The organism is Pseudoxanthomonas wuyuanensis (assembly GCF_900215535.1).
GTDB lineage: Bacteria > Pseudomonadota > Gammaproteobacteria > Xanthomonadales > Xanthomonadaceae > Pseudoxanthomonas_A > Pseudoxanthomonas_A wuyuanensis.
In genome coordinates, this window is the sequence record NZ_OCND01000006.1 from 76,389 (window position 1) to 96,764 (window position 20,376).

Here is a 20,376-nt window from a genome sequence, read left to right on the forward strand (position 1 = left end):
ACTTTCTTTGCTTGTGCAAAGAAAGGTAACCAAAGACAGCACACCCCGGCGGCACGCCCGATGCGCCGCGCACATCCGGTCCGCGTCCGGCACAGGGGGCCCGGAAGAACAAGGGCAAAAGCAGAACGCCCTTGAAAGCAACTCGCGCGTCAGCACGGCTTTCAACGCCGGGGCCGGCCAGGCTTCTGCTTTCGACTCGCGTTCAATCCCGAACCTCGGCACCACTGAATCATAGAATGCAAAAGCATGCTGCCTGAACTCGGTCAAATCACCCTCATCCTGGCGCTGCTGGTTGCCACCCTGCAGGCGGCGCTGCCGCTGGCCGGCGCCCGGCGCGGCCGCGACAGCTGGATGGCGGTGGCGCGGCCGGCCGCATACGCGCAACTGGGATTGCTGGCGCTGGCGTTCGCGCTGCTGACATACGCCTTCGTCACCCAGGATTTCTCGGTCAAGTACGTCGCCACCAATTCCAACACGCTGCTGCCGATGATCTACCGCTATTCGGCGGTATGGGGCGCGCATGAAGGATCGCTGCTGCTGTGGGTGCTGGTGATCGCGGTGTGGGGCGCGGGGGTGGCGCTGTTTTCGCGGGCATTGCCGCAGGTGGTGATGGCGCGCGTGCTGGGCGTGATAGGGCTGGTCAGCGTCGGTTTCCTGGCCTTCCTGATCTTCACGTCCAATCCGTTCGACCGTCTGCTGCCGGCGCCGCTGGAAGGCCGCGATCTGAATCCGCTGCTGCAGGACCCCGGCCTGGTCATCCATCCGCCGATGCTGTACTTCGGCTATGTCGGCTTCGTGGTGCCGTTCGCGTTCGCCATCGCCGCGCTGATCGACGGCCATGTCGATGCGCGCTGGCTGCGCTGGACGCGGCCGTGGACCAATATCGCCTGGGGCTTTCTGACCATCGGCATCGCGTTGGGCAGCTGGTGGGCGTACTACGAACTGGGCTGGGGCGGCTGGTGGTTCTGGGATCCGGTCGAAAACGCCAGCTTCATGCCGTGGCTGGCCGGCGCGGCGCTGATCCACTCGCAGGCGGTGACCGAAAAACGCGGCAGTTTCCGCGGCTGGACGCTGCTGCTGGCCATCGCCACCTTTTCGCTGTCGCTGCTGGGCGCCTTCCTGGTGCGCTCGGGCGTGCTGACCAGCGTGCATTCATTCGCCGCCGATCCGGCGCGCGGCCTGTTCATCCTGATCTTCCTGGGCCTGGTCATCGGCAGTTCGCTGCTGCTGTACGCGCTGCGCGCGCCGCGGCTGGAAGGTGGCGCGCCGTTCGCCGCGTCCTCGCGCGAAACCCTGCTGCTGGCCAACAACGTGCTGCTGACCTCGGCCTGCGGCATGGTGCTGCTGGGCACGCTGTATCCGCTGCTGGCCGACGCGCTGGGCCTGGGCAAGATTTCGGTCGGCCCGCCCTACTTCGGCCTGCTGTTCCTGTTGCTGATGACGCCGCTGGTGCTGTTGCTGCCGTTCGGGCCGCTGACCAAGTGGCAGCGCGAACAGCCGTCCAGACCGCTGTCGATGCTGTTGCCGTGGGCGGCGCTGGCAGTGGTTGCCGGGGTCATGGCCTGGTTCATGGCGCCGCAGGGGCAGTGGAAAACCGCCGCCGGCATTGCCGGCGCCAGTTGGGTGCTGCTGGGCACGCTGCGCTTCGTGTGGTCGCGGCTGAAGGCCAGTGGCCGGATGACGCCGGAAATGCTGGGCATGACGCTGGCGCATGTGGGCATTGCGGTTTTCGTGGTCGGTGCGTTGCTGGTCGAAGCGCTGAACGTGCAGCGCGAAATGGCAATGAAGCCCGGGCAGACCGTCGAGATCGGCCGCTATGCGTTCCGCTTCGAAAGCGTCGAGGAAAAGCGCGGCCCCAACTATCTGTCCGATCTTGGCCATGTGCAGGTATTGCGCAACGACCGACCGCTGGCGCTGCTGCATCCTGAAAAACGCGCCTACGCCAGCGGCGGCCAGGTGATGACCGAGGCCGGCATCCGGCCCGGTCTGTTCGGCGACGTCTACGTGGCGTTGGGCGAGTCGCTGGGCGACGGCGCCTGGGCGGTGCGCGTGCACATCAAGCCTTTCGTCCGCTGGATCTGGCTGGGCGCCGCGCTGATGGCGCTGGGCGGATTCGTGACCGCGGCGGACCGGCGCTTCCGCCGCCATTCCGCGGTTGAAAACCGGCAACCGGAGAAGAAAACGGCATGAGCGATACGAATACGCCTCCCCCGTCCCAGCAGCGCGCGCCCTCGGCCGGCGCGCTGACCTTCGCCATCGTCATCATCGGCCTGTTCTTCGTCGGCCTGATGGGACTGCTGTTCTACGGCGTCAAGCAATCCGGCCGCGCCGACCGCGAATCGCTGCCGTCGCCGCTGATCGGCAAGCCTTCGCCCGCGTTCGATCTGCCGCAACTGCATTACCCGGACCGCCGGGTGACCAATGCGGATCTGGCCGGCGAACCCTACGTGATGAACGTCTGGGGCAGCTGGTGCCCGGAATGCCGCGTCGAGCATCCGGTGCTGACCCGTTTCGCGCTGACCAAGCGGGTGCGCTTCATCGGCTACAACCTCAAGGACGAGCGCGAAGACGCCTTGCGCTGGCTCGAGCAGTTCGGCAACCCCTATGTGCTGGTGCTGGCCGACATCGAAGGCCGTACCGCCATCGACTGGGGCATCTACGGCGCGCCGGAAACCTTTCTGGTCGACGGCGACGGCATCGTGCGCTGGAAGCACGTAGGCGCGGTGACCGACGAGATCATCGCCAACGAGTTGCTGCCGGCGCTGGAAAAAGTGGAAGCGGGCAAATGAGCGCGCGCACGTCCGGCAAAACCGAGCTTGCCCGGCGGCTCTCCTTTCCGGCAGGGAGCCGGGCACGCTCGGCTCTACGGCTTGTTGCGTCGACCGGCCCGATAGCGGCGATGGCGCAATGGCGGGCCTGGGCCCGCCCCACGGCTTTGTTGGTGGTGCTGTTGATGGCCTTCTGCGGTCATGCATTCGCCCAGGCCAGCGATCCTACGCCGCTGCGGTTCAACAGCGCCGCCGAGGAAACCCGTTTCCACAAGCTCACCGCCGAGCTGCGATGCGTGATGTGCCAGAACCAGTCGCTGGCCGATTCCAATGCGCAGATCGCCCATGACCTGCGCCGCGAGGTGCTGGCGCAGATGCGGCTGGACAAGTCCGATGCGCAGATCAAGCAATACCTGGTCGAGCGTTATGGCGAATTCGTGCTGTACAAACCGGAAGTCCAGCCCGGCACCTGGCTGCTGTGGTTCGGACCGGCGCTGCTGCTGATCGGCGGCGCTTTCGTCGTGCTGCGCATTGTCCGCAAGCGCAGCCGCAACCCGGTCCCCGAACCCGACGACCACCAGGAGTGGTGATGCCCCTGTTCGCTGCCCTTGCCGTTTCGTTGACGCTGCTGGCGCTGATCGGCGCGCTGTGGCCGCTGTGGCGCAACTCGCGCGGACTGGCGCTGGGCATCATCGGCGCGCTGGTGGTTGCCACGCTGGCGCTGTACAGGCTGGTGGGCACGCCGGCGGCGCTGCAGATGGCCGAAACCGACCCCGCACGGATGCCGGCCAGCCTGACCGAAGCCATCGCGCAGCTGGAGGCCGAGCTGGTCAAGCACCCCAACGAGCCGGAAGGCTGGCGCCTGCTGGGCCGTTCGTACGCCTCGCAGGAACGTTATGCCGAGGCGCGGGACGCGTTCGCCAAGGCGGTAAAGCTGCTGCCGGACGATCCCAACCTGCTGACCGAAGCCGCGCAGTCGCGGTTGTTCGCCGACCCCGAGCGCAAGCTCGATGCCGAAGCGGTGTCGATGCTGCAGCATGCGCTGGTACTGGACCCGCAGCACCAGCGCGCGCGCTGGTTCCTGGGCGTATCGCAGCGCCAGAACGGGCAACCGGCCGAAGCGGCCAAGACCTGGGAACCGCTGCTGGCGCAGGTCGATGCCGGCACCGGCGCCACGCTGCGCGCGCAGATCAACGAAGTGCGTGCCGAAGCCGGGCTGCCGCCGCTGGCCGATGCCGCTGCCCCAGCCCCGGCCGCGTCGCCGAATGCGCTGACGGTGAAGGTCGCGCTGGATCCGGATTTCGCCGCGCGCATGCGCCTGCGCGGCGAGACCAGCGTGTTCGTCATCGCGCGCATTCCCGACGGCCCGCCAATGCCGGTGGCGGTGCAGAAGCACGGCCTGCAGGATCTGCCGCTCAACATCACGCTCAGCGACAACGACAGTCCGATGCCGACGCAGAAACTGTCGGCCTTGCGCGAAGTGGAGCTGGTGGCGCGGCTGTCGGCCAGCGGCAACGCCATGCGCCAGGAAGGCGATCTGGAATCGGCCCCGGTGCGCGTGAGCCTGCCAGCCAGCGCGCCGGTGGAACTGGTGATCGGCGCGCAATAGCGGAAGCTCCAGCCCTGTAGGAGCGACGTGAGTCGCGATAGATGAGCCCGAAGAGCATTCGAAGCCTGTTTATTCGTCATCTGGACGCGCTGCGGCGCGTTCTTCATCACGCGTACCGAATGACTGCCGGGGCGCCATCGCGACTCATGCCGCTCCCACAGGACTGCCCAAACACCGCTCACCGAAAACAGCATTCCATAACCATCGCGGCCAGCCCGCCGCCTGCACCCGTTAGAATCGCCGGATGACCGAATTCATTCCGCCCGGCACCCGATTCCATGCCCTGCCCTCGCCGTTTCCCATGAAACGCGGCGGCGAACTGCGCAACGCGCGCATCGCCTTCGAAACCTGGGGCACGCTGAACGCGGCGCGCGACAACGCCATCCTGATCGTCACCGGCCTGTCGCCGGACGCGCATGCCGCACGCAACGACGCCAATCCCGAAGACGGCTGGTGGGAAGCGATGCTCGGCCCCGGCAAGCCCATCGACACCGATCGCTGGTTCGTGGTCTGCGTCAATTCGCTGGGCAGTTGCAAGGGTTCCACCGGTCCGGCGTCGATCAATCCGGAAACCGGGCAGCTGTACCGGCTGGATTTTCCCGAGCTGTCGATCGAAGACGGCGCCGACGCCGCCTACCAGGTGGTGCGCGGCCTGGGTATCGACACGCTGGCCTGCATCATCGGCAACTCGATGGGCGGCATGACCGCGCTGGCCTACCTGCTGCGCCACCCGGGTGCGGCGCATACCCACATCAACATCTCCGGCAGCGCGCAGGCGCTGCCGTTCTCCATCGCCATCCGTTCGCTGCAACGCGAGGCGATACGGTTGGACCCCAACTGGAACAACGGCCAGTACGACGACGCCACCTACCCCGAGTCGGGCATGCGGATGGCGCGCAAGCTGGGCGTCATCACCTACCGCTCGGCGCTGGAATGGGACGGCCGCTTCGGCCGCGTGCGGCTGGAGTCCGACCGCCCCGACGAGGATCCGTTCGGCCTGGAATTCCAGGTCGAAAGCTATCTGGAAGGCCATGCGCGCCGCTTCGTGCGCCGCTTCGACCCCAATTGCTACCTGTACCTGAGCCGTTCGATGGACTGGTTCGACCTGGCCGAGTATGCCGGCGGCGACGCGATGCAGGGGCTGGCGAAGATCCGCGTGGACCAGGCGCTGGCCATCGGCGCCAGCACCGACATCCTGTTCCCGCTGCAACAGCAGGAACAGATCGCCGAAGGCCTGCGCCTGGGCGGCGCCCAGGCCGAATTCCTGCCGCTGGAATCGCCGCAGGGCCACGATGCCTTCCTTGTGGATATCGCCCGCTTCGGCCCGGCGGTGGCCGGCTTTCTGGACAAGCTGTAGCGTAGCGACCGTCCGACAGCTGTTCCCTTCTCCCTTCGGGAGAAGAGCCTGCCCCGTACTTCGATACGGGGTGGCGCGAAGCGCCGGATGAGGGAACGCACCATCAGCAGCTCACTATCCCGAGTCAACTCGTGCACCCCGCCCCGGCAAAAGGGTGCAGAAGGCCGACGGCGAAGCAGCAACGGTGCCGGCGCCGCTGCCTAGCCGCATTCCAGGTCCCGCATCATCCGCGCCCCATCGGCGCCACCCCGGCGGCAAGGGTCTAGAATGACCCCACACTTCTACCGGGCCTGACTTATGTCCCTCGACTTCCCCGGCCACGAAAGACTCATCGCCTCGCTGGACGCCGCGGTGGCACTGGGCGATGACCGCGCCATCACCGATGCATTGCGCAAATCGCTGTGCGAGCTGATCCGCGACGAAAACGTCAGCCTGCCCGAATGCGTACTGGAACCCATCGCCGACCACTACGCGCGCCGCGAGCTCTACACCAGCCCCGAGCACGGCTACAGCGTCATCGCAATGACCTGGGGCCCGGGCCAGGGCACCAAGATCCACGACCATTCCGGCATGTGGTGCGTGGAAGGCGTCTGGCGCGGCCGCCTGGAAATCACCCAGTACGAACTGGCCGAACACGACCAGCAGCGCTACCGCTTCGAACCGGCCGGCACCATCGAAGCCGGCACCGGCTCGGCCGGCAGCCTGATCCCGCCGCACGAGTACCACACCATCCGCAACCCCAGCGACCAGGCCATCGCCGTATCGCTGCACGTCTACCAGCGCACCATGGTCCGCTGCGGCATCTACACCCCCGAGGAAGGCGGCGACGGCCAATGGCAGCGCCGCGGCGAACGCCTGCTGGGCACCGATCAGGTGCTCTGAACCCGGTTCAGGCCGCCCAGGCGGCCTGCCCCCTGTCGGCGCCCCGCCCCGGTCGGCTATACTTCGCGTCCGCGCCGAAGTGGCGGAATGGTAGACGCAGCGGACTCAAAATCCGCCGCCGTTAAAAGCGTGTGGGTTCGAGTCCCACCTTCGGCACCAAACAAAACAAGGGGTTAGGCTTCGCGGCCTAGCCCCTTCGTTTTTCTGAAACACGTTTTGGCCCGTAGTTGGCCCGTAACCTGCGCTATGCGGTGTTACTCATAGTGCCGATGATTCACGTTGTCGCCGCACGCATAGCACTGGCGGTAAGCACCGCCCATGCGCTCGCGACCGATACGCTCGTGCCCCAGCGGGCCGCCGCAACGCGGGCAGTCGAACCCTTGGCCCCGCTGCCACTGCACCAGCCTGTACGTCGGCGCAGCCACCAGCCACAGCGTCGCCGCCAGCGCCAGCAGGGGCACCCAGCGCCCGACTGCCACGAACCCGGCCAGCAGCGGGCTTGCCTGCCACTGCGAAAGCACCGCCACCGACACCACAGCCACGAGCAGCGCGAATGCGGCGGGGCCGTAGGCCCGAACCGCCACCCAATTCCATCGATCCATAAACCCCTCCCGGCGAAATTGCCTAAGGCGATCTTCCAGGCGGGCAGTCGCAAGATATGAGACTTAGCAAGTAGACGCTCTCAAACACCCAGCAGAGTACTGAAAACGCTTCCAAAAATATTGGCGCGGGAAACGCTTGATTTCCAGCCCGTCCAACCCAATCGTGAACTGAGGGGATACTAAAAGGAGTTAATAGTGAGCGCAGCTTGGGAAGAGCGATTCTCGGCATGGGCGCAACCGCCCTGCACGACAGAAACACAGAAGATCGAACACGCAATCACCGCGATTGATAAGGCACTTGCCGCTTGGCCAAAGGTGGCTGGCGTGACGAGGGCCTTTGTTCAAGGTTCATATCGAAATCGCGTCAACGTCCGACAGAACAGCGATGTCGACATTGCGGCTCTGTATACACCGAGCATCTTCTTTCCGAAGTATCCGGCTGGCTTGAGCCGTCAGGACTTTAACCACATCACAGCCACATACACATACGCTGAGTTCAAAAACGACATTGGCGATGCGCTGTATAACTACCTAGGCCGCAACAATGTGACTCGCGGCGATAAAGCATTTGACGTCCACGAGAACTCGTATCGAGTCGATGCAGATGTGGTACCAGTTCTAGAGCATCGGTGGTACAGGGCCGACCGCACATACCTCAGCGGAACACAATTTCACCCGGATTCTGGGGGCGAAGTAATTAACTGGCCAGACCAGCACCATGCCAACGGAAACACTAAAAACGATGAAACGGGACGTGCTTATCGTGGCATGGTTCGAATCATCAAGAAGCTCTGGTACTTGATGGACGGAAACAACGTACCAGCGGCCAAGCCGCTAAAGGGTTTCAATATTGAGTGCGTGGTTTGGAACGTTCCCAACTACTGCTTTGCGCACGCCACTTGGTTCGACGCGGTATCTACCGTTCTAAATTATCTTTCCATCGACCTTTGCAGCATGCAATCTTGCGGCGAATGGACTGAAGTGAGCGGACTAAAGATGCTACTCGATGGTGACGACACGAAGCGCCTACAATTTAAGGCCTTCGTCGATCGTGCGCGCACTGAAATTGGAATCTCGTGATGCCGAACCGGACACAAATTAGCGCTGTGGTTATTCTAGCCGTCGGAATTTGGGCGCTTATCCTTTTGGCGACTGGCGTACCGGTAACGCTCGCCCATTTCGGCCCTTTTACCGCCGTTGTTTCAATACTTACCGGCGTCGCCGTGGCCATGGAGTATTTGCTCTGGCGATTGCCAATCATCCAGAAATTTGTATATGACAGGCCGGACATTCGCGGAACATGGAAGGTAACAATCCAATCAGAGTGGAAGGTAGATGGTGAGCGGATCGCTCCGATATCAGCCTATGCCGCTGTAACGCAAACCGGATCAAAATTAGAAATCCATTTGCTCACGCCCGAATCCGAGTCCTGCCTTTTGGCCCACTCGATCAAATCCAGCACATGCGCATCGCGCTTTGACATCACAATTGCGTATGCCAACACGCCTAACGTGTCATTGCGCGGAGTGCGTAGCGAAAGGCATGTGGGTGCGGCGGTGATCTCCACCCACGGCCCCAAGAAATACAAGCCTGCCGCTCTGGAAGCGGACTATTGGACAGACCGTAAGACCGTGGGCCACATGGAATTTTCAGATCGAACGGACGAAATATTCTCGCGATTCGTAGATGCGAAAGCCTACTTCGACGCAAAGGCGACGCCATGAACATAGCTATCGATATCGAATCATTCGACCGCCAACTCCCCTTCCTGATTGCAGACTCCAAGTCACTCCAAAGGGGCATGGTCATTGATGCGCCGGGCGGAGCAAAGCTGCATTTCCAAGGAGGTCTGGTTCGGAAAGCAGTAGATATTCCCGAGATCAGCCAATACATCCTGCAACTTGCCGTAGATATCGACGTAGGTCTTTTCTCTGCGTGGCTCTACGACAAGCTCAAGTCCCGAAGCGTCGAGCGAGTTATCATCAATCGGGTTGAGATTACGGAGATTACGGAGAACTCAATTCGGCGCGTTATCACCGAGCAGATTGAAGAAAGGCGTTAACGCGCCCACTCAACCCGCACGGTGTCCACGGGCTCCGGTCGGGACAGGCCGAACACGGCCAGCGCCAAAGCCAGAACAAGGTCGTCGTGCGCCCCTTCGCGGGCGTTAAACGTGGCATTGCCCGCCTCTGTAAACCGCACCCGAAAGTCCTGCAGCTCCCGCGCCAGTACAGCAGCATCGGGCAGGCTGGCAGCAATGCGGAGGTCGCCCGAGTGCAGCAGGGCTTGCAGCTTCGATACCAACTCCCCTTTTGGCACCGACCACCCTGCCCTGTTACCGGATATCTCGCGCCCCCCCTGTAATCACCACGCCCTGCGCCATGCGCAGTAGTCTGCGGCCCGCGAACATGCCGAAAACCGGGCGCCGACGCCTATGTAATTGACCGGCGCGTAGGGCGGAACGCCCAAAGGCGTTTCCGCCGAATGTCCGAAGGTCGCCTGCGATACCATGCAGCGGGCCTTTAACAGCGAAGCTGGTCATCCGCTCCGCCGGTTCCGCCCTACCCCGCTACATATGCGCGGTCGCTGCCGGTGGGTGATCCCAGTCGCCATGCCGGCCGTTCTCGTACTGGACGGGAATGGCGGCCATCTCTTCGTCGCTCAGGCCATCCAAGGTGTCGATATTGACGGCATGGAACCAGCTGTTGAACGGCGCCATTTCCAGCCCGCGTAGGGCGGAACCGCCGTAGGCGTTTCCGCCGAATGTCCGAAGGCCGCCTGCGATGCCATGGGGCGGGCCTTTAACAGCGAAGCTGGTCATCCGCTGCGCGGGTTCCGCCCAATACTTCTCCCGGCTGCGCCGCGTCAACGCTCGCCTGCGCCTTGCATTTCCACCGGCGATGCCCAATTGGCGGGATAGCGTCCCTGCGCTACGAAGTGGCGGAAGCTGGACAATGGCCAATCCATAGCCTGTGCGGCATGCCCGTGCTTGACCGGGTTGAAGTGGATGTAGTCGATATGCCGGTTCAGATCATCTTCGTCGCGTATCTGGTGTTCCCAGTAGCGGCGCTGCCAGACGCCCCGCTCACCGCGTGCCTGGCGCACCGCGGATAGTCTTTCGGTACGCGGCAGGCCACGGCTGAAGTCGGTCTTGATGCGCCGCCAGCGCGTCGGGAAGTCAGCATCGCCCTGCGGAAGCCGCCATAACCAATGCATGTGATCGGGCAATACCACCCCTGCCACTACGGAAAAAGGCCGCCTGCATCTCTCGCGCAGCATGCAATCCCGAAGCCGGGGATACTCGCGCACCAGTAGATCGTTGCCGTGCCGTTGCAGCAGGTTGACGGTGAAGAACCAGGTGGCGCCCGGCGTGGTGGCGCGACGGTAGTCGGGCATGTCATCAGTCCGTTGATGAGATGGGCGGAGCTTGGCACATCGGTGGCGGGCGATAAAGACGTCAACGGGGATGCAAACTTCGGCGGAATCCGCTGCGCGGGTTCCGCCCTACGCCGCTACGCATGCATCGGCAGCGGGCTTTTAACCGCGAAGCTGGTCAACGGCTCCGCCGGTTCCGCCCTACCTGCTACATCCCAGGTTCTTCGATCTGTCGCACCTCGCATTCAAGATCCCACTCGTCGCCATGCACCTGCAGGAAGCGCTGCGTCAGCGCCACCGCTTCCTGCAGCGAGTCCGCCTGCAGGATGGCGTAGCCGCCGACGACTTCCTTGGCTTCGGCGAACGGCCCATCGGTGACCATGAGCTTGCCGCCGCGCAGGCGCACGCGGGCGCCTGCGGCGGTCGGCTTCAGACCGGCGGTGTCGAGCAGCACGCCAGCCTCGCGCATTTCCGCGATCAGCCGCTCCATCTCGGCGATCAGCCGCTCGCTGGGTACCTGGCCGGTGTTCTCGTCGAGCCGAATCATTGAAAGAAAGCGCATTTCATTCTCCTGGTGAGGGACGGGGGCGGCCGCCGGACATCGGCGCCAGGACCCCGCTCCTTACCTGACGAACGAGACAGGCGGAAATCGACAACCAGGGGCCGCTACAGCCGGCGGCGAACGGCTGCACCGGCCGTACTCGAAAACTCAATCGGATCGCCGTTACTGCGCTTACCTGCGGCGCGGCGTCCACGGCTGCGGTGGCGTGGGCTTGTCCAGTTCATTCGAGCGGTACAGCACGTCCCCGCCCCGCAATGTCAGCAGCACATCGGCGAATGCGCGGGCGTCGTCGGCCGGATCCTGGCCCAGCAAGACCAGATCGGCGTCCATGCCTTCGGCGATGCGCCCCTTGCGCCCGGCATAGCCGAAGCGCTGCGCCGGTGCGGTGGTCAGCGAGGCCAGGATGGCGCGCCAGTCCAGGCCGGCTTCCTGCATCAGCGCCAGTTCGCGCACGGTATCGGCATCGTGGATGTAGCCCACGTCGGTACCGAACAGCACCTGCCCGCCGGCATCGGCGAAGGCCTTGAGCTGCTGCTTGGTGGCGCTGGCGAAATGATCGATCACCTCCTGCGGCGCACCCTTGAGTTCTTCCTCGAACAGCTTCAGCGACGGAATCAGCGCCATCCGGTGCGCCACCAGCCGCTGCACCAGTTCCGGCGACCAGGGACCATCGTTCGGGGCGGTATGCGCCAGGATATCCACCCCGCTCTGCAGGGCGACCTCGACGCCTTGCAGGTTGGTAGGATGCGCGAACACCGGCTTGCCGGCGGCATGGGTGGCCTGGACAACGCTGCGGGCGATGTCGACATCCATCGGCAGCACGCGATCTTCCCAGCCGACTATCGCGCCGACGAACAGCTTGCTGCCATCGGCGCCGGCGGCCAATTGCGCCTTTGCGCGCGCCGCAGCTTCTTCGGCCGTTGCCACCTCGGCGCTGGCAACGTTGTATTGGCGCATGAAGTCCCTGATGTAGATCGGCGTGCCGTCCTGCGGATAGAACGGCGCGTCGACGGTCAGCAGCATCGGGCCGCGCACCTCGCCGCTGTCGATGCGCCGCCGCAACGCCAGCGCATTGCCGGATATCCCGGCGATCTCGAATGCGCTGGTGAAACCCCAGCGGGTCAACAGCGAGCGCAGTTCCAGTTCCACGTCCGCCGCAGGATCCGTGCCTGCCCGCACCAGCCCGGGATTGATCAGGTGCACATGGCTGTTCCAGAAGCCAGCCACCAGGGTGCGGCGGCTGCCATCGATGACCGTTGCGTCCGCCGGCAACGCGACATCGTCGCGCGCCCCCACCGCCGCGATACGGCCATCGCGCACCAGCACCACGCCATCGGCAATCGGTGCGGCTTCCGGCGACGGCACGATGGTGGCGCCAACGATGGCCAGATCCTGCGCCTGCGCCGCCTGCCAGCACAGCAGCAAGGCCAGCAGGCAGACTTCCACAAGACGTTTCATCGCGCACCCCATCGAAAACAGGCCGGCAGTTTAGGCCGGGACCGGCAGGCAGGAAAAGATTGCGCCGCAACTCCCGGCGCGACCGGCCAGATGGAACCCAAGGCTCCTGCCGATGCATGCAGCCGTGCCGGTGCGTCCTTGCGCGCCGCGGTTGCAGTTCCTTTGCAGGCATGCAATACCCAGCCGATGTTAGCGCTATCGTTACTGACAGCCATCACAGCGATCTGCATGCAAGCCTGCGGCCGTGGCCGGCGACGCGCCGACGCGCCGACGCGCTGCCCGCCTTGTGTGGACAAGGTCGCGATGCGCATGTCGCCATCCTCACACACCAGATGCCGGGCTTTTGCTAGGCTGGCCCAGGGCAAGCCATCCAGGAGAGGGGATACCGTGCCGTTGAGCAATTCGTCCGAACTGCAGGAAAACGTTTACAGCAACGTAGACAACGCATCGCCGCTGCGTGCACTGCCGCAGGTTGACCTGTGCAAACGCGGGGAGATCCGCGCCGAACGCTTCCTTGATGCCGCGACCGAAGTGTTCATCGAAAAGGGCTACCAGCATGCGCGGCTGAGCGAAATCGTCGCCCGCGCCGGAGGGTCGCTGGCCACGCTGTACCGCATCTTCGGCGACAAGGAAGGCCTGGCGCACGCCATCCTGCAACGGCGCATGGATTCGCACATCGGCGCCTTGCGCGGGATAAGCCTGTCCGGCCTGCCGCCGGAGCAGGCCTTGCCGGAAATGGCCATGCGCATGGCCGCCATCATGTCGCAGCCGGAATCGCAGGTGGTCTACCGCATCGTGATTGGCGAAGGCCACTCGTTTCCGGCGCTGCGCGACTGGTTTTTCGATCATGCCGTCGCCGCCTCGCGTTCCACCCTGGCCGACTACTTCCAGCAGGAAGTCGATGCCGGCCGGCTGCAACTGGCTTCGCCGCGCATGGCGGCAGCGCAGTTCTACATGAGCCTGTTCGGCGACCTGGTGGTGCGCCTGGCCAGCGGCGCCTCCGGGCTGCCCAGTCCCGAACAGCTCAAGGCCGAGGTACAGGCATCGGTGGAATTGTTCCTGCGCGGCGCGCTGCCACGCTGAGCCGATGCCGCGAACCGCGGCTGCAGGGCGCGGCAATATCGGCCGGAATGCGCGGCAATCCGCTCGGGCGGACCATCGAAAAAGCCGGAAAGCCGAAAATGAGAAGGCCCGGTCAATCCGGTTTTATCCGGATGGCCAGGCCTTCCTTGCCGGCGTTCCGTTTGGCTCTCGCCTATCGGTTCTCCGGCACGGTTACGGTACCGCGCATGGCGTTATCCGTGCGTAAAAAACAGCCTACCGTTCGTCGGCCATCGCGCCAGGCCACCAGCCGCGCCCGGTCATCGCGTAGCGGTCGGCTGCGCGCTCGAACGGATTGCGCACGCTGATGCCGCCGCTGAGCAGGTAGACCGGCAGGAACAGCGGTCCCAGCACCATGTACTGCAGCACATGCGCGCGTTCGTGATCGCCCAATCGGATCGGCGGGTGCCGGCACAGCCCGGCCCGATGCTCGTAGGTGACGCAATCGGCGTCCAGCGTTGCGCCGGTATGCAGAATGCTGTTGCCGAAGGTGATGGCACCGCCCGGCCCCCACGGCCAATACTGGAACACGATGGCGAAATCGCGGCGGCTGAACCTGGCGCGGGCGCCGAACGGCAGGCCCGCCGCGCCGGCAATCAGGCCCACCAGCGTATTGGGCAGCGTCCACAGTACGCCCAGCACCCGCCCTGCGGTCGCCAGATGCCTCATGCCGGCGCTCTTCAGTCGGCTTCCAGCGGCATCAACAGCCACAGGATCAGGTAGACCAGGATGCCGGGGAATGCCGCAGAGGCGATCGAAACGATAACGAAGATCACACGCAGCAGCGTGGAACTCCAGCCGAAGCGGTGCGCGATGCCGCCCATCACGCCGGCGATCATGCGGTCGTTCAGTGAACGGGTAAACGGTTTTCCGGTACTCATTGGCGGACTCCCCTGCAGCGACTGGATTCAGTCTAACGTGGCCGCAAGGCTACTTGCCTGAACCACGCAGGCGCCGCAGTTGTTCGCCAAACCAACTGGCCGAGGCCTGTTCCGTTTGCCCCGGACAACGCACGCGATAGGCCTTGCCGCTCATGCTGCTCTGGCTGGCGGCGCGGTCGATGAACTGCTCGCTGCTGGCGACCAGATTCTTCTTTTGCAGATAGTCGTACTTGCGTTGCAGGTGGCTGCGCGCCTCGGCGGCGCCCGTACCAGCGGCCGTTGCGCTGGAACTGGCAATCCGAGTGCGCAAGCGCGTCCATCAGTTTTGAAATTTCCTGCTGCGCGGCCGGTGGCGGTGCGGCATGCGCCAGCATCGGCAGCGCAAACAACAGTACCCATGGCAATGTTCTTGTCACGCGGATTGCAATCCTTGGTGCGGGCCGGCACGGCGCAGTGAGCGCGGATTTTGCACAGTTCCATGTGAAGCGCTCCTGTCTTCGCAAGAAGCAACGCAGTATCGGCACGTCCCAAGGCGACCTCCCAGCGCCGCCCCGAGTCCCGAGTCCCGGCTCACCTGCTTCAACCCGCCCGCTTGGCCAACCACTCGTGGATGGCCGACGGCACTTCGCGCTGGGCGCGGCTGGAGACGTAGATGCCGATGTGGCCGCCCTTGAAGCTCAGTTCGGTGTAGTCGTCGGTGCCGGCCAGTTCCTTCAGCGCGCGCGAGGCATCCGGCGGAACCAGATGATCCTGTTCGGCGTAGATGTTCAGCACCGGCATGTCGACATAGCCCAGGTCGACCGGCTGGCCGCCAATCTGGATGCCGCCATTGACGAAACCGTTGCCCTGGTAGAACTGCTTGATGAACTGGCGGAAGGCTTCACCGGCCAGATCCGGCGAATCGAATATCCATTTCTCCATCCGCAGGAAATCCTCGATGGCATGCTTGTCGTCCAGGATGTCGATCAAGCCCACGTACTTCTGCAGATTCAGCCGGAACGGCTTCAGCATCAGGTAGCAGGCGTTCATCATGTCGGCCGGCACATTGCCCAGCGTGTCGACGAACAGATCCACATCCAGATCGCGCGTCCAGTGCGACAGCATGTTGTCCGGGGTGTGGAAATCCACCGGCGTGACCATCGTGATCAGGTTGCGGACCTTGTCCGGGTGCAGCGCCGCGTAGCACAGCGAGAACGAGCCGCCCTGGCAGATGCCCAGCAGGTTGATGGCATCCAGGCCGTGCGCCTGGCGCAGATGATCGACCACGCCATCGATGAAACGGTTGATGTAGTCGTCCAGTTCCAGGAAACGATCCGAGCGATCCGGGTACCCCCAGTCGAGGATGTAGACGTCCTCGCCCAGCGCCAGTAGCCCCTTGACCAGCGAGCGGTCGGCCTGCAGATCGACCATGTACGGCCGGTTGACCAGGGCGTAGGCGATCAGCAGCGGCACCTTCGCCGTCGGCGCCTTGTCGCCGATGAAGCGGTACAGCACCACTTTGCCGTCGCGCCAGACTTCCTGCTTGTGGCTGGCGCCATAGTGCACATCCTCCACTTCCGGCAGCGTGTGCAGGCCGGCGGAGAGCTTCTGCTGCAGCACCAGCGCTTCCTGCGCCAGCGCGTCCGGGGTGATGTCGAGCGGACCGTTCATTTGCGGCTACCGCGCTTGCGCTTTTCGCCGCCGCTCTTTTGCGGCTTGTGCGGCGGCGCGGCGACGGCGGCGTTGCGCGCCACCCAGTCCTTGATCGACACCACGGCGGCGGACGGCGCTGGCGTCGCTGCGGCCCTGGCTTTACGCGCCGGCGTCTTCGCTGCGGGCCTGCGTGCAGACTTGGCGGCTTTCTTTGTCGCGGCTTTCCCCGGGACGGTTTTTGCCGGAGCGGCCTTTGCAGAGACTGCCTTTGCGGAAACGGCCTTTGCAGAAACTTTTCTTGCGGCCTTCTTCGCAGCGTTCTTCAGCGGCTGGGTCGACGTTTTCCCTGCCGCTTTGCCGGTGGGCCTGGCGACTTGCCGGCTGCCCTTGGCGGCGGCCGGCGCCTTGACCGGCTTGGCGCGTTTGCGCTTCTGCCTGCTGTTGGCGCTCGCCGATGCGGTGGCTGCGCCGGCGGTCCGTAGCGGCGCCGATTCCTGCCTTTGCAACGGCGCCTCGGCGGCCGCTGCCGGCACCGCCCGCGTCGCTTCGGGCGGGCGGCGCCCTGCGCGCGCCTCGGCAGCAGGTGCCGCGGCGCGGCGCAGCTTGCGCTCCAGTTCGACGATCTTGCGATGGGCCGAATCCACTTCGGTACGCGTGGGCATGCCGAATAACCCGCAGATCTGTTCTATCTCGCGCTGCACGCTCTGGCGCAGGCGCATCTGCGCATTGGTCAACGCGCCATAGACGCTGCGGAATTCGGGCGACAGCGCCACTTCCGCATAGGCCGCCTCGGCCGCGTCGATCCAGGTGTCGAACAGGCCGCGCGCCGACGTGATCCTGCGGCCAGGTTCGGCATGGGCCTCCAGCTTCTGTTCGAACAAGCCGAACGCGCGCTGCGTCGCCTTCAGCATCAGCGCGTTGTACTCGCCCTGCTGGCGCTGGTAGTCCTGCTGCGCCAGCGCCAGTTGCTGCCAGCGCTCCTGTTGTTCGCGGTGCAAGCCGAAGGTGGGCGCATGCAGCCAGCGCGAGCCCTCGCGCTGCAGCGCGTCGATGTACGGGCGGGCCTGCTCCATCCAGCCGTCCATCCCAGATTGGCCGCTGCCCTGCATGGCACGGAACAGTTCGGCGAAGGGATTGTGCTGGGGGTGCTGATCGCCCGGCATGCCCAGCGCCTGCTGCCAGGCCTGGCGGATGTCGGCGGCGCTGTGGTCGCGGCCGGCGAACTGCGCCGCCACCTGCTGCATCTGCCCGTACCAGTGGCGCGCCTGCTGGTTGAACCGCTCGACGACGTCGTCGACCTGATGATTGCCGCCAGGCACCAGTTGCGACCACCAGTCGACCGCCTGCCGCCAGTCCGGCGTATGCGGCGCGGCGCCGCCTGCGCCCTGGCGCAGGGCATCGCCCCAGAGATTCCAGTACTGCCGCGCCATCGATTCGAAATCGCCCGACCATGGTGGTGCAAAGTTGGCCATATGCCCTCCCTTCGCCCCCGATTCTAACGGCCACGCATCGATGCTGCATTACACAGCGTTGCCGCAATGGCTCAGGGCTTGGGAATCCGCAGCGTCTTGCTGACCATCAGCGTGCCGGATACCAGGTACATCAGCACCAGCGGATGCAGTTGCCACGGCCCCAGTTGCAACTGGCCCAGCCACAGCTTCGGGCCCAGGTGGCCGCCGTTGGCGGCCACAGCCAGCACAATGACCAGCACCAGACTGGTCGGTATCGGCGTGCCTTCGAAGTACTTCACCTTGTCGCCACCGCCGGCCAGCGATTCGGCGGTGACGTTGTAGCGGGCCAGGCGGCTGACCCCGCAGGCCACGAAGTACGCCAGCACCGCCGCATCCCAGCCGCCCTGCATGCCGCAGGCGTACGCCAGCGCCGCCGGTGCCACGCCGAACGAAATCACGTCGGCCAGCGAATCCAGCTCGCGTCCCAGCACCGAGGACTGCTGGCGCCAGCGCGCGACCCGGCCATCCAGCGCATCGAAGATGAAAGCCAGCGGGATCAGCGCCATGCCGATCATAAGATCGCGCACGCCGCCTTCCTGCAGGAAGCGCATCGCCGCAAAGATGGCCGCGGTGCCGCAGATGGCATTGGCCAGCGTGAACCAGTCGGCCAGCTGGAAATCGCGGATCATCGAGAAGTGTCGGGACATGGCGGCGGCCGCTTCGGAGAACCGGCAAGAGTATGCCGAAATGCGCGCAACCGTGTAGAGCCGGGCTTGCCCGGCGGCATATCTTGGAACGAGTTCAGCCGAGCAAGCTCGGCTCTACAGACGGACGGCTACCGCGGCATCGCGAGCTGCGCCGCTTCCACCGCGCCGGCGCCGCGCGGGCGGGCGTCGATCACCGCGTCAGTGGGCAGGCTGCCGTTGCCGTCCAGGTACGCCTGCACGCGGTCCAGCGCGGCGTACATGTACGGCAGCAGCGGCACATAACGTGCGCCGTAGGCCGGCAACGCCAGGAAGCCGTCGAAATGTTGGGCGTTGCGCACCTGCCAGTAACGCACATAGCGGCCGGCGGCCTGCGCCTTGGCGACGTACGGCGCGCTGCTGAAAGCCTGCGGAATCAGGCCGTCGTCGGTGCCGTGGATGACCACCACCGGCAATCCCTGCCGCGGCAGTCCGGCGGCCGTGGCGGCGATGCCCTGGCGCACCCGCACGGCGGCGGCGCTGTCGCCGGTCTGCAACTGGCGCAGGCATTGCAGGCCCGGCAAGGTGAAATCGGGAGGCGCCAGTTGGCTGTCGATGATACCCACGCCCGCGCCCGGCGGAATGCCGCTGCCATCGGACCACCACAGGCTGCGTTCGGCGGCGGTGGCCGCGCGTGCACTGAAGTCGGGGTTCTGCGCGGCGAACGCGAAGCCGCAGGGGTGCTCGCCCACGCCGTAGCGGCCATAGGCCGAGGCATAGGTCACCGCGACCGCTCGCCACAGATCGAAGCCCACGCTCAATGCGCCGGCGGTCAGCGCGGCATCGGTCCAGCCGCTGCCGCGCAACTGTTGGTAAGCCGACGCCGCCTGCGCGGCAAGGTTGTCGCCCTCGACCAGGCCGGCGGCCTTCAGGCTGGCGCAGCGCGCGGCCCACAGCGGCTCGGCCTGCGCGCGCAGCGGCGGTTGCGGCAGCGACTCGGCCGGCAGATGCAGCAAGGCGCAAGGCATCAGCAGTGCGGCTTCGGTGCCATAGTCATAGGCGGGACGGCCGCCGTGGCCTTCGACCAGCACGTTCGGCTCGCCCGCCACTACCGCATCCAGCCAACCGGCATCGGCGCCAGTGCCTTCCAGTTCGGCTGCGCGCAGCACCGCGGCACCGCCATTGGAAACGCCCACCGCGATGACCCGGGTGTTGTCGAAACGGAATGGCGCAGCGTCGGGAAACGCACGGTCCAGCGCCGCCAGCGCGAATTCCGCCGCCTGCTTCACATGGCGACCCCAATCGGCCTCGGGGTTGTCCTTGGAATGCGCGTGCTTGACCGCAACGCCAGTGGCGCCCAGCGGCGCATCCGGCACGAACGCCAGGCCGCCGCCGTCCAGTTGCCCGGTGGTGCCGTCCTCGCGGCTGCCGGATTGGGTGTCCAGGTCGAAATAATCCGAACCGGCGCCCTTGTCGGTATAGGCCACCGCGCAGCCGTTCGGCAGTCCCCAGGCGCCGGCAACGGCGATCGAGCCATAGATGCCGCGCGAACCGGACGAGGCGGTGACCACCACGCAGCGTTTGGCCAAATCGAAACCATCCGGCACCTGCACCATCATGCGATGCGGTTGGCTGGCGCCGGGCAGCGTCGCCAGCGCGGAGAATTCGCGCCCCGGCACCGCCGCAGTGCTGCCGTAGACCTGGCCGTAGCCGCCGCTGGGCGACAGATCGGCGATACCGCGCCAGTTGTTCCAGATGGCGCGCCGGCGCAGTTCCGCCGGGGTCGGCCTGGCGGCATCGGCGAACGCCGGCGGCGTCATTGCGCGCACGCCATCCAGTCCCAGCCCGGCGGTCAGCAGATCGTCGCTGCCGCGATGCTCGCTGACGCGCTGCGGCTCAATCATGGCCGCCGCCGCATCGCTGCGCGTCCCGCTGGTGCTGCAACCGGCCAACGCCATACCCAACAGCAACGCGCACGGCAATCGAGACATTCTTTTCGTCCAAGGTTCCGGTCA

Annotated in this window: 22 protein-coding genes, 1 tRNA gene and 1 pseudogene; 11 read left to right on the plus strand and 13 right to left on the minus strand. The window is 65.2% G+C overall.

Translation table 11 applies throughout. The features are described 5' to 3' along the window. Positions 1–246 precede the first annotated feature (246 nt). From CRO39_RS12995 to CRO39_RS13025, 7 genes are all read left to right on the plus strand, one after another. Complete coding sequence (locus CRO39_RS12995; RefSeq protein WP_097122384.1) at positions 247–2,190, plus strand: heme lyase CcmF/NrfE family subunit; 1,944 nt, start codon at positions 247–249, stop codon at positions 2,188–2,190. Then, positions 2,187–2,789 (plus strand): DsbE family thiol:disulfide interchange protein, encoded by a 603-nt coding sequence (locus tag CRO39_RS13000; protein WP_097122385.1) that lies wholly within the window; start codon positions 2,187–2,189, stop codon positions 2,787–2,789. Before CRO39_RS12995 ends, CRO39_RS13000 begins: the two co-directional genes overlap by 4 nt. 110 nt (positions 2,790–2,899) lie before the next feature. After that, positions 2,900–3,358 carry a cytochrome c-type biogenesis protein gene (locus CRO39_RS13005; RefSeq protein WP_097122386.1) on the plus strand — a complete coding sequence of 153 codons (459 nt, stop codon included), beginning with the start codon at positions 2,900–2,902 and terminating at the stop codon, positions 3,356–3,358. Next, positions 3,358–4,377 (plus strand): tetratricopeptide repeat protein, encoded by a 1,020-nt coding sequence (locus CRO39_RS13010; RefSeq protein ID WP_097122387.1) that lies wholly within the window; start codon positions 3,358–3,360, stop codon positions 4,375–4,377. Before CRO39_RS13005 ends, CRO39_RS13010 begins: the two co-directional genes overlap by 1 nt. Positions 4,378–4,621: 244 nt before the next feature. Further along, positions 4,622–5,734 carry a homoserine O-acetyltransferase MetX gene (gene metX / locus CRO39_RS13015; RefSeq protein ID WP_097122388.1) on the plus strand — a complete coding sequence of 371 codons (1,113 nt, stop codon included), beginning with the start codon at positions 4,622–4,624 and terminating at the stop codon, positions 5,732–5,734. Between the two features lie 297 nt (positions 5,735–6,031). Further along, complete coding sequence (locus CRO39_RS13020; protein ID WP_097122389.1) at positions 6,032–6,616, plus strand: cysteine dioxygenase family protein; 585 nt, start codon at positions 6,032–6,034, stop codon at positions 6,614–6,616. A 73-nt stretch (positions 6,617–6,689) separates the two neighbouring features. Beyond that, positions 6,690–6,775, plus strand: a tRNA-Leu gene (locus CRO39_RS13025). A 95-nt stretch (positions 6,776–6,870) separates the two neighbouring features. On the opposite strand, the gene CRO39_RS13030 is transcribed toward CRO39_RS13025, so the two are convergent. Continuing rightward, complete coding sequence (locus tag CRO39_RS13030) at positions 6,871–7,218, minus strand: hypothetical protein (RefSeq protein ID WP_097122390.1); 348 nt, start codon at positions 7,216–7,218, stop codon at positions 6,871–6,873. A 195-nt stretch (positions 7,219–7,413) separates the two neighbouring features. Here CRO39_RS13030 and CRO39_RS20535 point away from each other — a divergent pair, with 195 nt between their 5' ends. The 3 genes from CRO39_RS20535 to CRO39_RS13040 are packed head-to-tail and all read left to right on the plus strand — an operon-like array spanning position 7,414 to position 9,280. Continuing rightward, complete coding sequence (locus CRO39_RS20535; RefSeq protein ID WP_141400794.1) at positions 7,414–8,298, plus strand: nucleotidyltransferase domain-containing protein; 885 nt, start codon at positions 7,414–7,416, stop codon at positions 8,296–8,298. After that, complete coding sequence (locus CRO39_RS20540; protein WP_141400795.1) at positions 8,298–8,942, plus strand: Cap15 family cyclic dinucleotide receptor domain-containing protein; 645 nt, start codon at positions 8,298–8,300, stop codon at positions 8,940–8,942. Before CRO39_RS20535 ends, CRO39_RS20540 begins: the two co-directional genes overlap by 1 nt. Continuing rightward, positions 8,939–9,280 carry a hypothetical protein gene (locus tag CRO39_RS13040; RefSeq protein WP_097122392.1) on the plus strand — a complete coding sequence of 114 codons (342 nt, stop codon included), beginning with the start codon at positions 8,939–8,941 and terminating at the stop codon, positions 9,278–9,280. The genes CRO39_RS20540 and CRO39_RS13040 overlap by 4 nt, the downstream gene beginning before the upstream one ends. Here the strand turns inward: CRO39_RS13040 and CRO39_RS13045 are convergent. The 5 genes from CRO39_RS13045 to CRO39_RS13060 form a co-directional block, all read right to left on the minus strand. Beyond that, entirely contained in the window at positions 9,277–9,522 is a 246-nt protein-coding gene (locus CRO39_RS13045; protein WP_176520205.1) for a hypothetical protein, read from the minus strand. The two genes, CRO39_RS13040 and CRO39_RS13045, sit on opposite strands and share 4 nt — an antisense overlap. A gap of 265 nt (positions 9,523–9,787) precedes the next feature. Further along, complete coding sequence (locus tag CRO39_RS20545) at positions 9,788–10,087, minus strand: hypothetical protein (protein WP_141400796.1); 300 nt, start codon at positions 10,085–10,087, stop codon at positions 9,788–9,790. Further along, positions 10,084–10,614 carry an REP-associated tyrosine transposase gene (locus CRO39_RS13050; protein ID WP_097122393.1) on the minus strand — a complete coding sequence of 177 codons (531 nt, stop codon included), beginning with the start codon at positions 10,612–10,614 and terminating at the stop codon, positions 10,084–10,086. The genes CRO39_RS20545 and CRO39_RS13050 overlap by 4 nt, the downstream gene beginning before the upstream one ends. Before the next feature lie 187 nt (positions 10,615–10,801). Further along, complete coding sequence (locus CRO39_RS13055) at positions 10,802–11,155, minus strand: YciI family protein (RefSeq protein WP_097122394.1); 354 nt, start codon at positions 11,153–11,155, stop codon at positions 10,802–10,804. A gap of 171 nt (positions 11,156–11,326) precedes the next feature. Beyond that, the gene (locus CRO39_RS13060; protein ID WP_162125714.1) at positions 11,327–12,613 is read right to left on the minus strand and encodes an amidohydrolase family protein; all 1,287 of its coding nucleotides are present in this window, start codon (positions 12,611–12,613) and stop codon (positions 11,327–11,329) included. A 393-nt stretch (positions 12,614–13,006) separates the two neighbouring features. Here CRO39_RS13060 and CRO39_RS20955 point away from each other — a divergent pair, with 393 nt between their 5' ends. Then, positions 13,007–13,696, plus strand: coding sequence for a TetR/AcrR family transcriptional regulator (locus CRO39_RS20955; RefSeq protein ID WP_162125713.1), 690 nt, complete (start codon positions 13,007–13,009; stop codon positions 13,694–13,696). Positions 13,697–13,930: 234 nt separating this feature from the next. Here CRO39_RS20955 and CRO39_RS13075 read toward each other — a convergent pair whose 3' ends face one another. The 7 genes and pseudogenes from CRO39_RS13075 to CRO39_RS13105 form a co-directional block, all read right to left on the minus strand. Beyond that, positions 13,931–14,383: a hypothetical protein gene (locus CRO39_RS13075; RefSeq protein ID WP_097122396.1), complete on the minus strand. Its 453-nt coding sequence runs from the start codon at positions 14,381–14,383 to the stop codon at positions 13,931–13,933. 11 nt (positions 14,384–14,394) lie between these two features. Continuing rightward, entirely contained in the window at positions 14,395–14,595 is a 201-nt protein-coding gene (locus tag CRO39_RS13080; RefSeq protein ID WP_097122397.1) for a PspC domain-containing protein, read from the minus strand. Between the two features lie 49 nt (positions 14,596–14,644). After that, positions 14,645–14,969, minus strand: a pseudogene (locus CRO39_RS13085) (YfeK family protein). 205 nt (positions 14,970–15,174) lie between these two features. Next, complete coding sequence (locus CRO39_RS13090; RefSeq protein WP_097122398.1) at positions 15,175–16,245, minus strand: class III poly(R)-hydroxyalkanoic acid synthase subunit PhaC; 1,071 nt, start codon at positions 16,243–16,245, stop codon at positions 15,175–15,177. Next, complete coding sequence (gene phaE / locus CRO39_RS13095) at positions 16,242–17,699, minus strand: class III poly(R)-hydroxyalkanoic acid synthase subunit PhaE (protein ID WP_097122399.1); 1,458 nt, start codon at positions 17,697–17,699, stop codon at positions 16,242–16,244. The genes CRO39_RS13090 and phaE overlap by 4 nt, the downstream gene beginning before the upstream one ends. A 71-nt stretch (positions 17,700–17,770) precedes the next feature. Then, positions 17,771–18,385 (minus strand): CDP-diacylglycerol--serine O-phosphatidyltransferase, encoded by a 615-nt coding sequence (gene pssA / locus CRO39_RS13100; protein WP_162125712.1) that lies wholly within the window; start codon positions 18,383–18,385, stop codon positions 17,771–17,773. 128 nt (positions 18,386–18,513) lie between these two features. Continuing rightward, a complete protein-coding gene (locus tag CRO39_RS13105; RefSeq protein WP_244904261.1) occupies positions 18,514–20,352 on the minus strand; it encodes a 3-hydroxybutyrate oligomer hydrolase family protein in 1,839 nt (612 codons plus the stop codon). Between the last annotated feature and the right edge of the window lie 24 nt (positions 20,353–20,376).

Coding starts and splice junctions, on each gene's coding strand:
- CRO39_RS13075 (WP_097122396.1), bottom strand. CDS start 14,383: ATGAGGCATCTGGCGACCGCAGGGCGGGTGCTGGGCGTACTGTGGACG.
- CRO39_RS13010 (WP_097122387.1), top strand. CDS start 3,358: ATGCCCCTGTTCGCTGCCCTTGCCGTTTCGTTGACGCTGCTGGCGCTG.
- CRO39_RS13005 (WP_097122386.1), top strand. CDS start 2,900: ATGGCGCAATGGCGGGCCTGGGCCCGCCCCACGGCTTTGTTGGTGGTG.
- CRO39_RS13050 (WP_097122393.1), bottom strand. CDS start 10,614: ATGCCCGACTACCGTCGCGCCACCACGCCGGGCGCCACCTGGTTCTTC.
- CRO39_RS13030 (WP_097122390.1), bottom strand. CDS start 7,218: ATGGATCGATGGAATTGGGTGGCGGTTCGGGCCTACGGCCCCGCCGCA.
- metX (WP_097122388.1), top strand. CDS start 4,622: ATGACCGAATTCATTCCGCCCGGCACCCGATTCCATGCCCTGCCCTCG.
- CRO39_RS12995 (WP_097122384.1), top strand. CDS start 247: ATGCTGCCTGAACTCGGTCAAATCACCCTCATCCTGGCGCTGCTGGTT.
- CRO39_RS13040 (WP_097122392.1), top strand. CDS start 8,939: ATGAACATAGCTATCGATATCGAATCATTCGACCGCCAACTCCCCTTC.
- phaE (WP_097122399.1), bottom strand. CDS start 17,699: ATGGCCAACTTTGCACCACCATGGTCGGGCGATTTCGAATCGATGGCG.
- CRO39_RS13105 (WP_244904261.1), bottom strand. CDS start 20,352: ATGTCTCGATTGCCGTGCGCGTTGCTGTTGGGTATGGCGTTGGCCGGT.
- CRO39_RS13000 (WP_097122385.1), top strand. CDS start 2,187: ATGAGCGATACGAATACGCCTCCCCCGTCCCAGCAGCGCGCGCCCTCG.
- CRO39_RS20540 (WP_141400795.1), top strand. CDS start 8,298: ATGCCGAACCGGACACAAATTAGCGCTGTGGTTATTCTAGCCGTCGGA.
- CRO39_RS13080 (WP_097122397.1), bottom strand. CDS start 14,595: ATGAGTACCGGAAAACCGTTTACCCGTTCACTGAACGACCGCATGATC.
- pssA (WP_162125712.1), bottom strand. CDS start 18,385: ATGTCCCGACACTTCTCGATGATCCGCGATTTCCAGCTGGCCGACTGG.
- CRO39_RS13020 (WP_097122389.1), top strand. CDS start 6,032: ATGTCCCTCGACTTCCCCGGCCACGAAAGACTCATCGCCTCGCTGGAC.
- CRO39_RS13090 (WP_097122398.1), bottom strand. CDS start 16,245: ATGAACGGTCCGCTCGACATCACCCCGGACGCGCTGGCGCAGGAAGCG.
- CRO39_RS13055 (WP_097122394.1), bottom strand. CDS start 11,155: ATGCGCTTTCTTTCAATGATTCGGCTCGACGAGAACACCGGCCAGGTA.
- CRO39_RS13060 (WP_162125714.1), bottom strand. CDS start 12,613: ATGAAACGTCTTGTGGAAGTCTGCCTGCTGGCCTTGCTGCTGTGCTGG.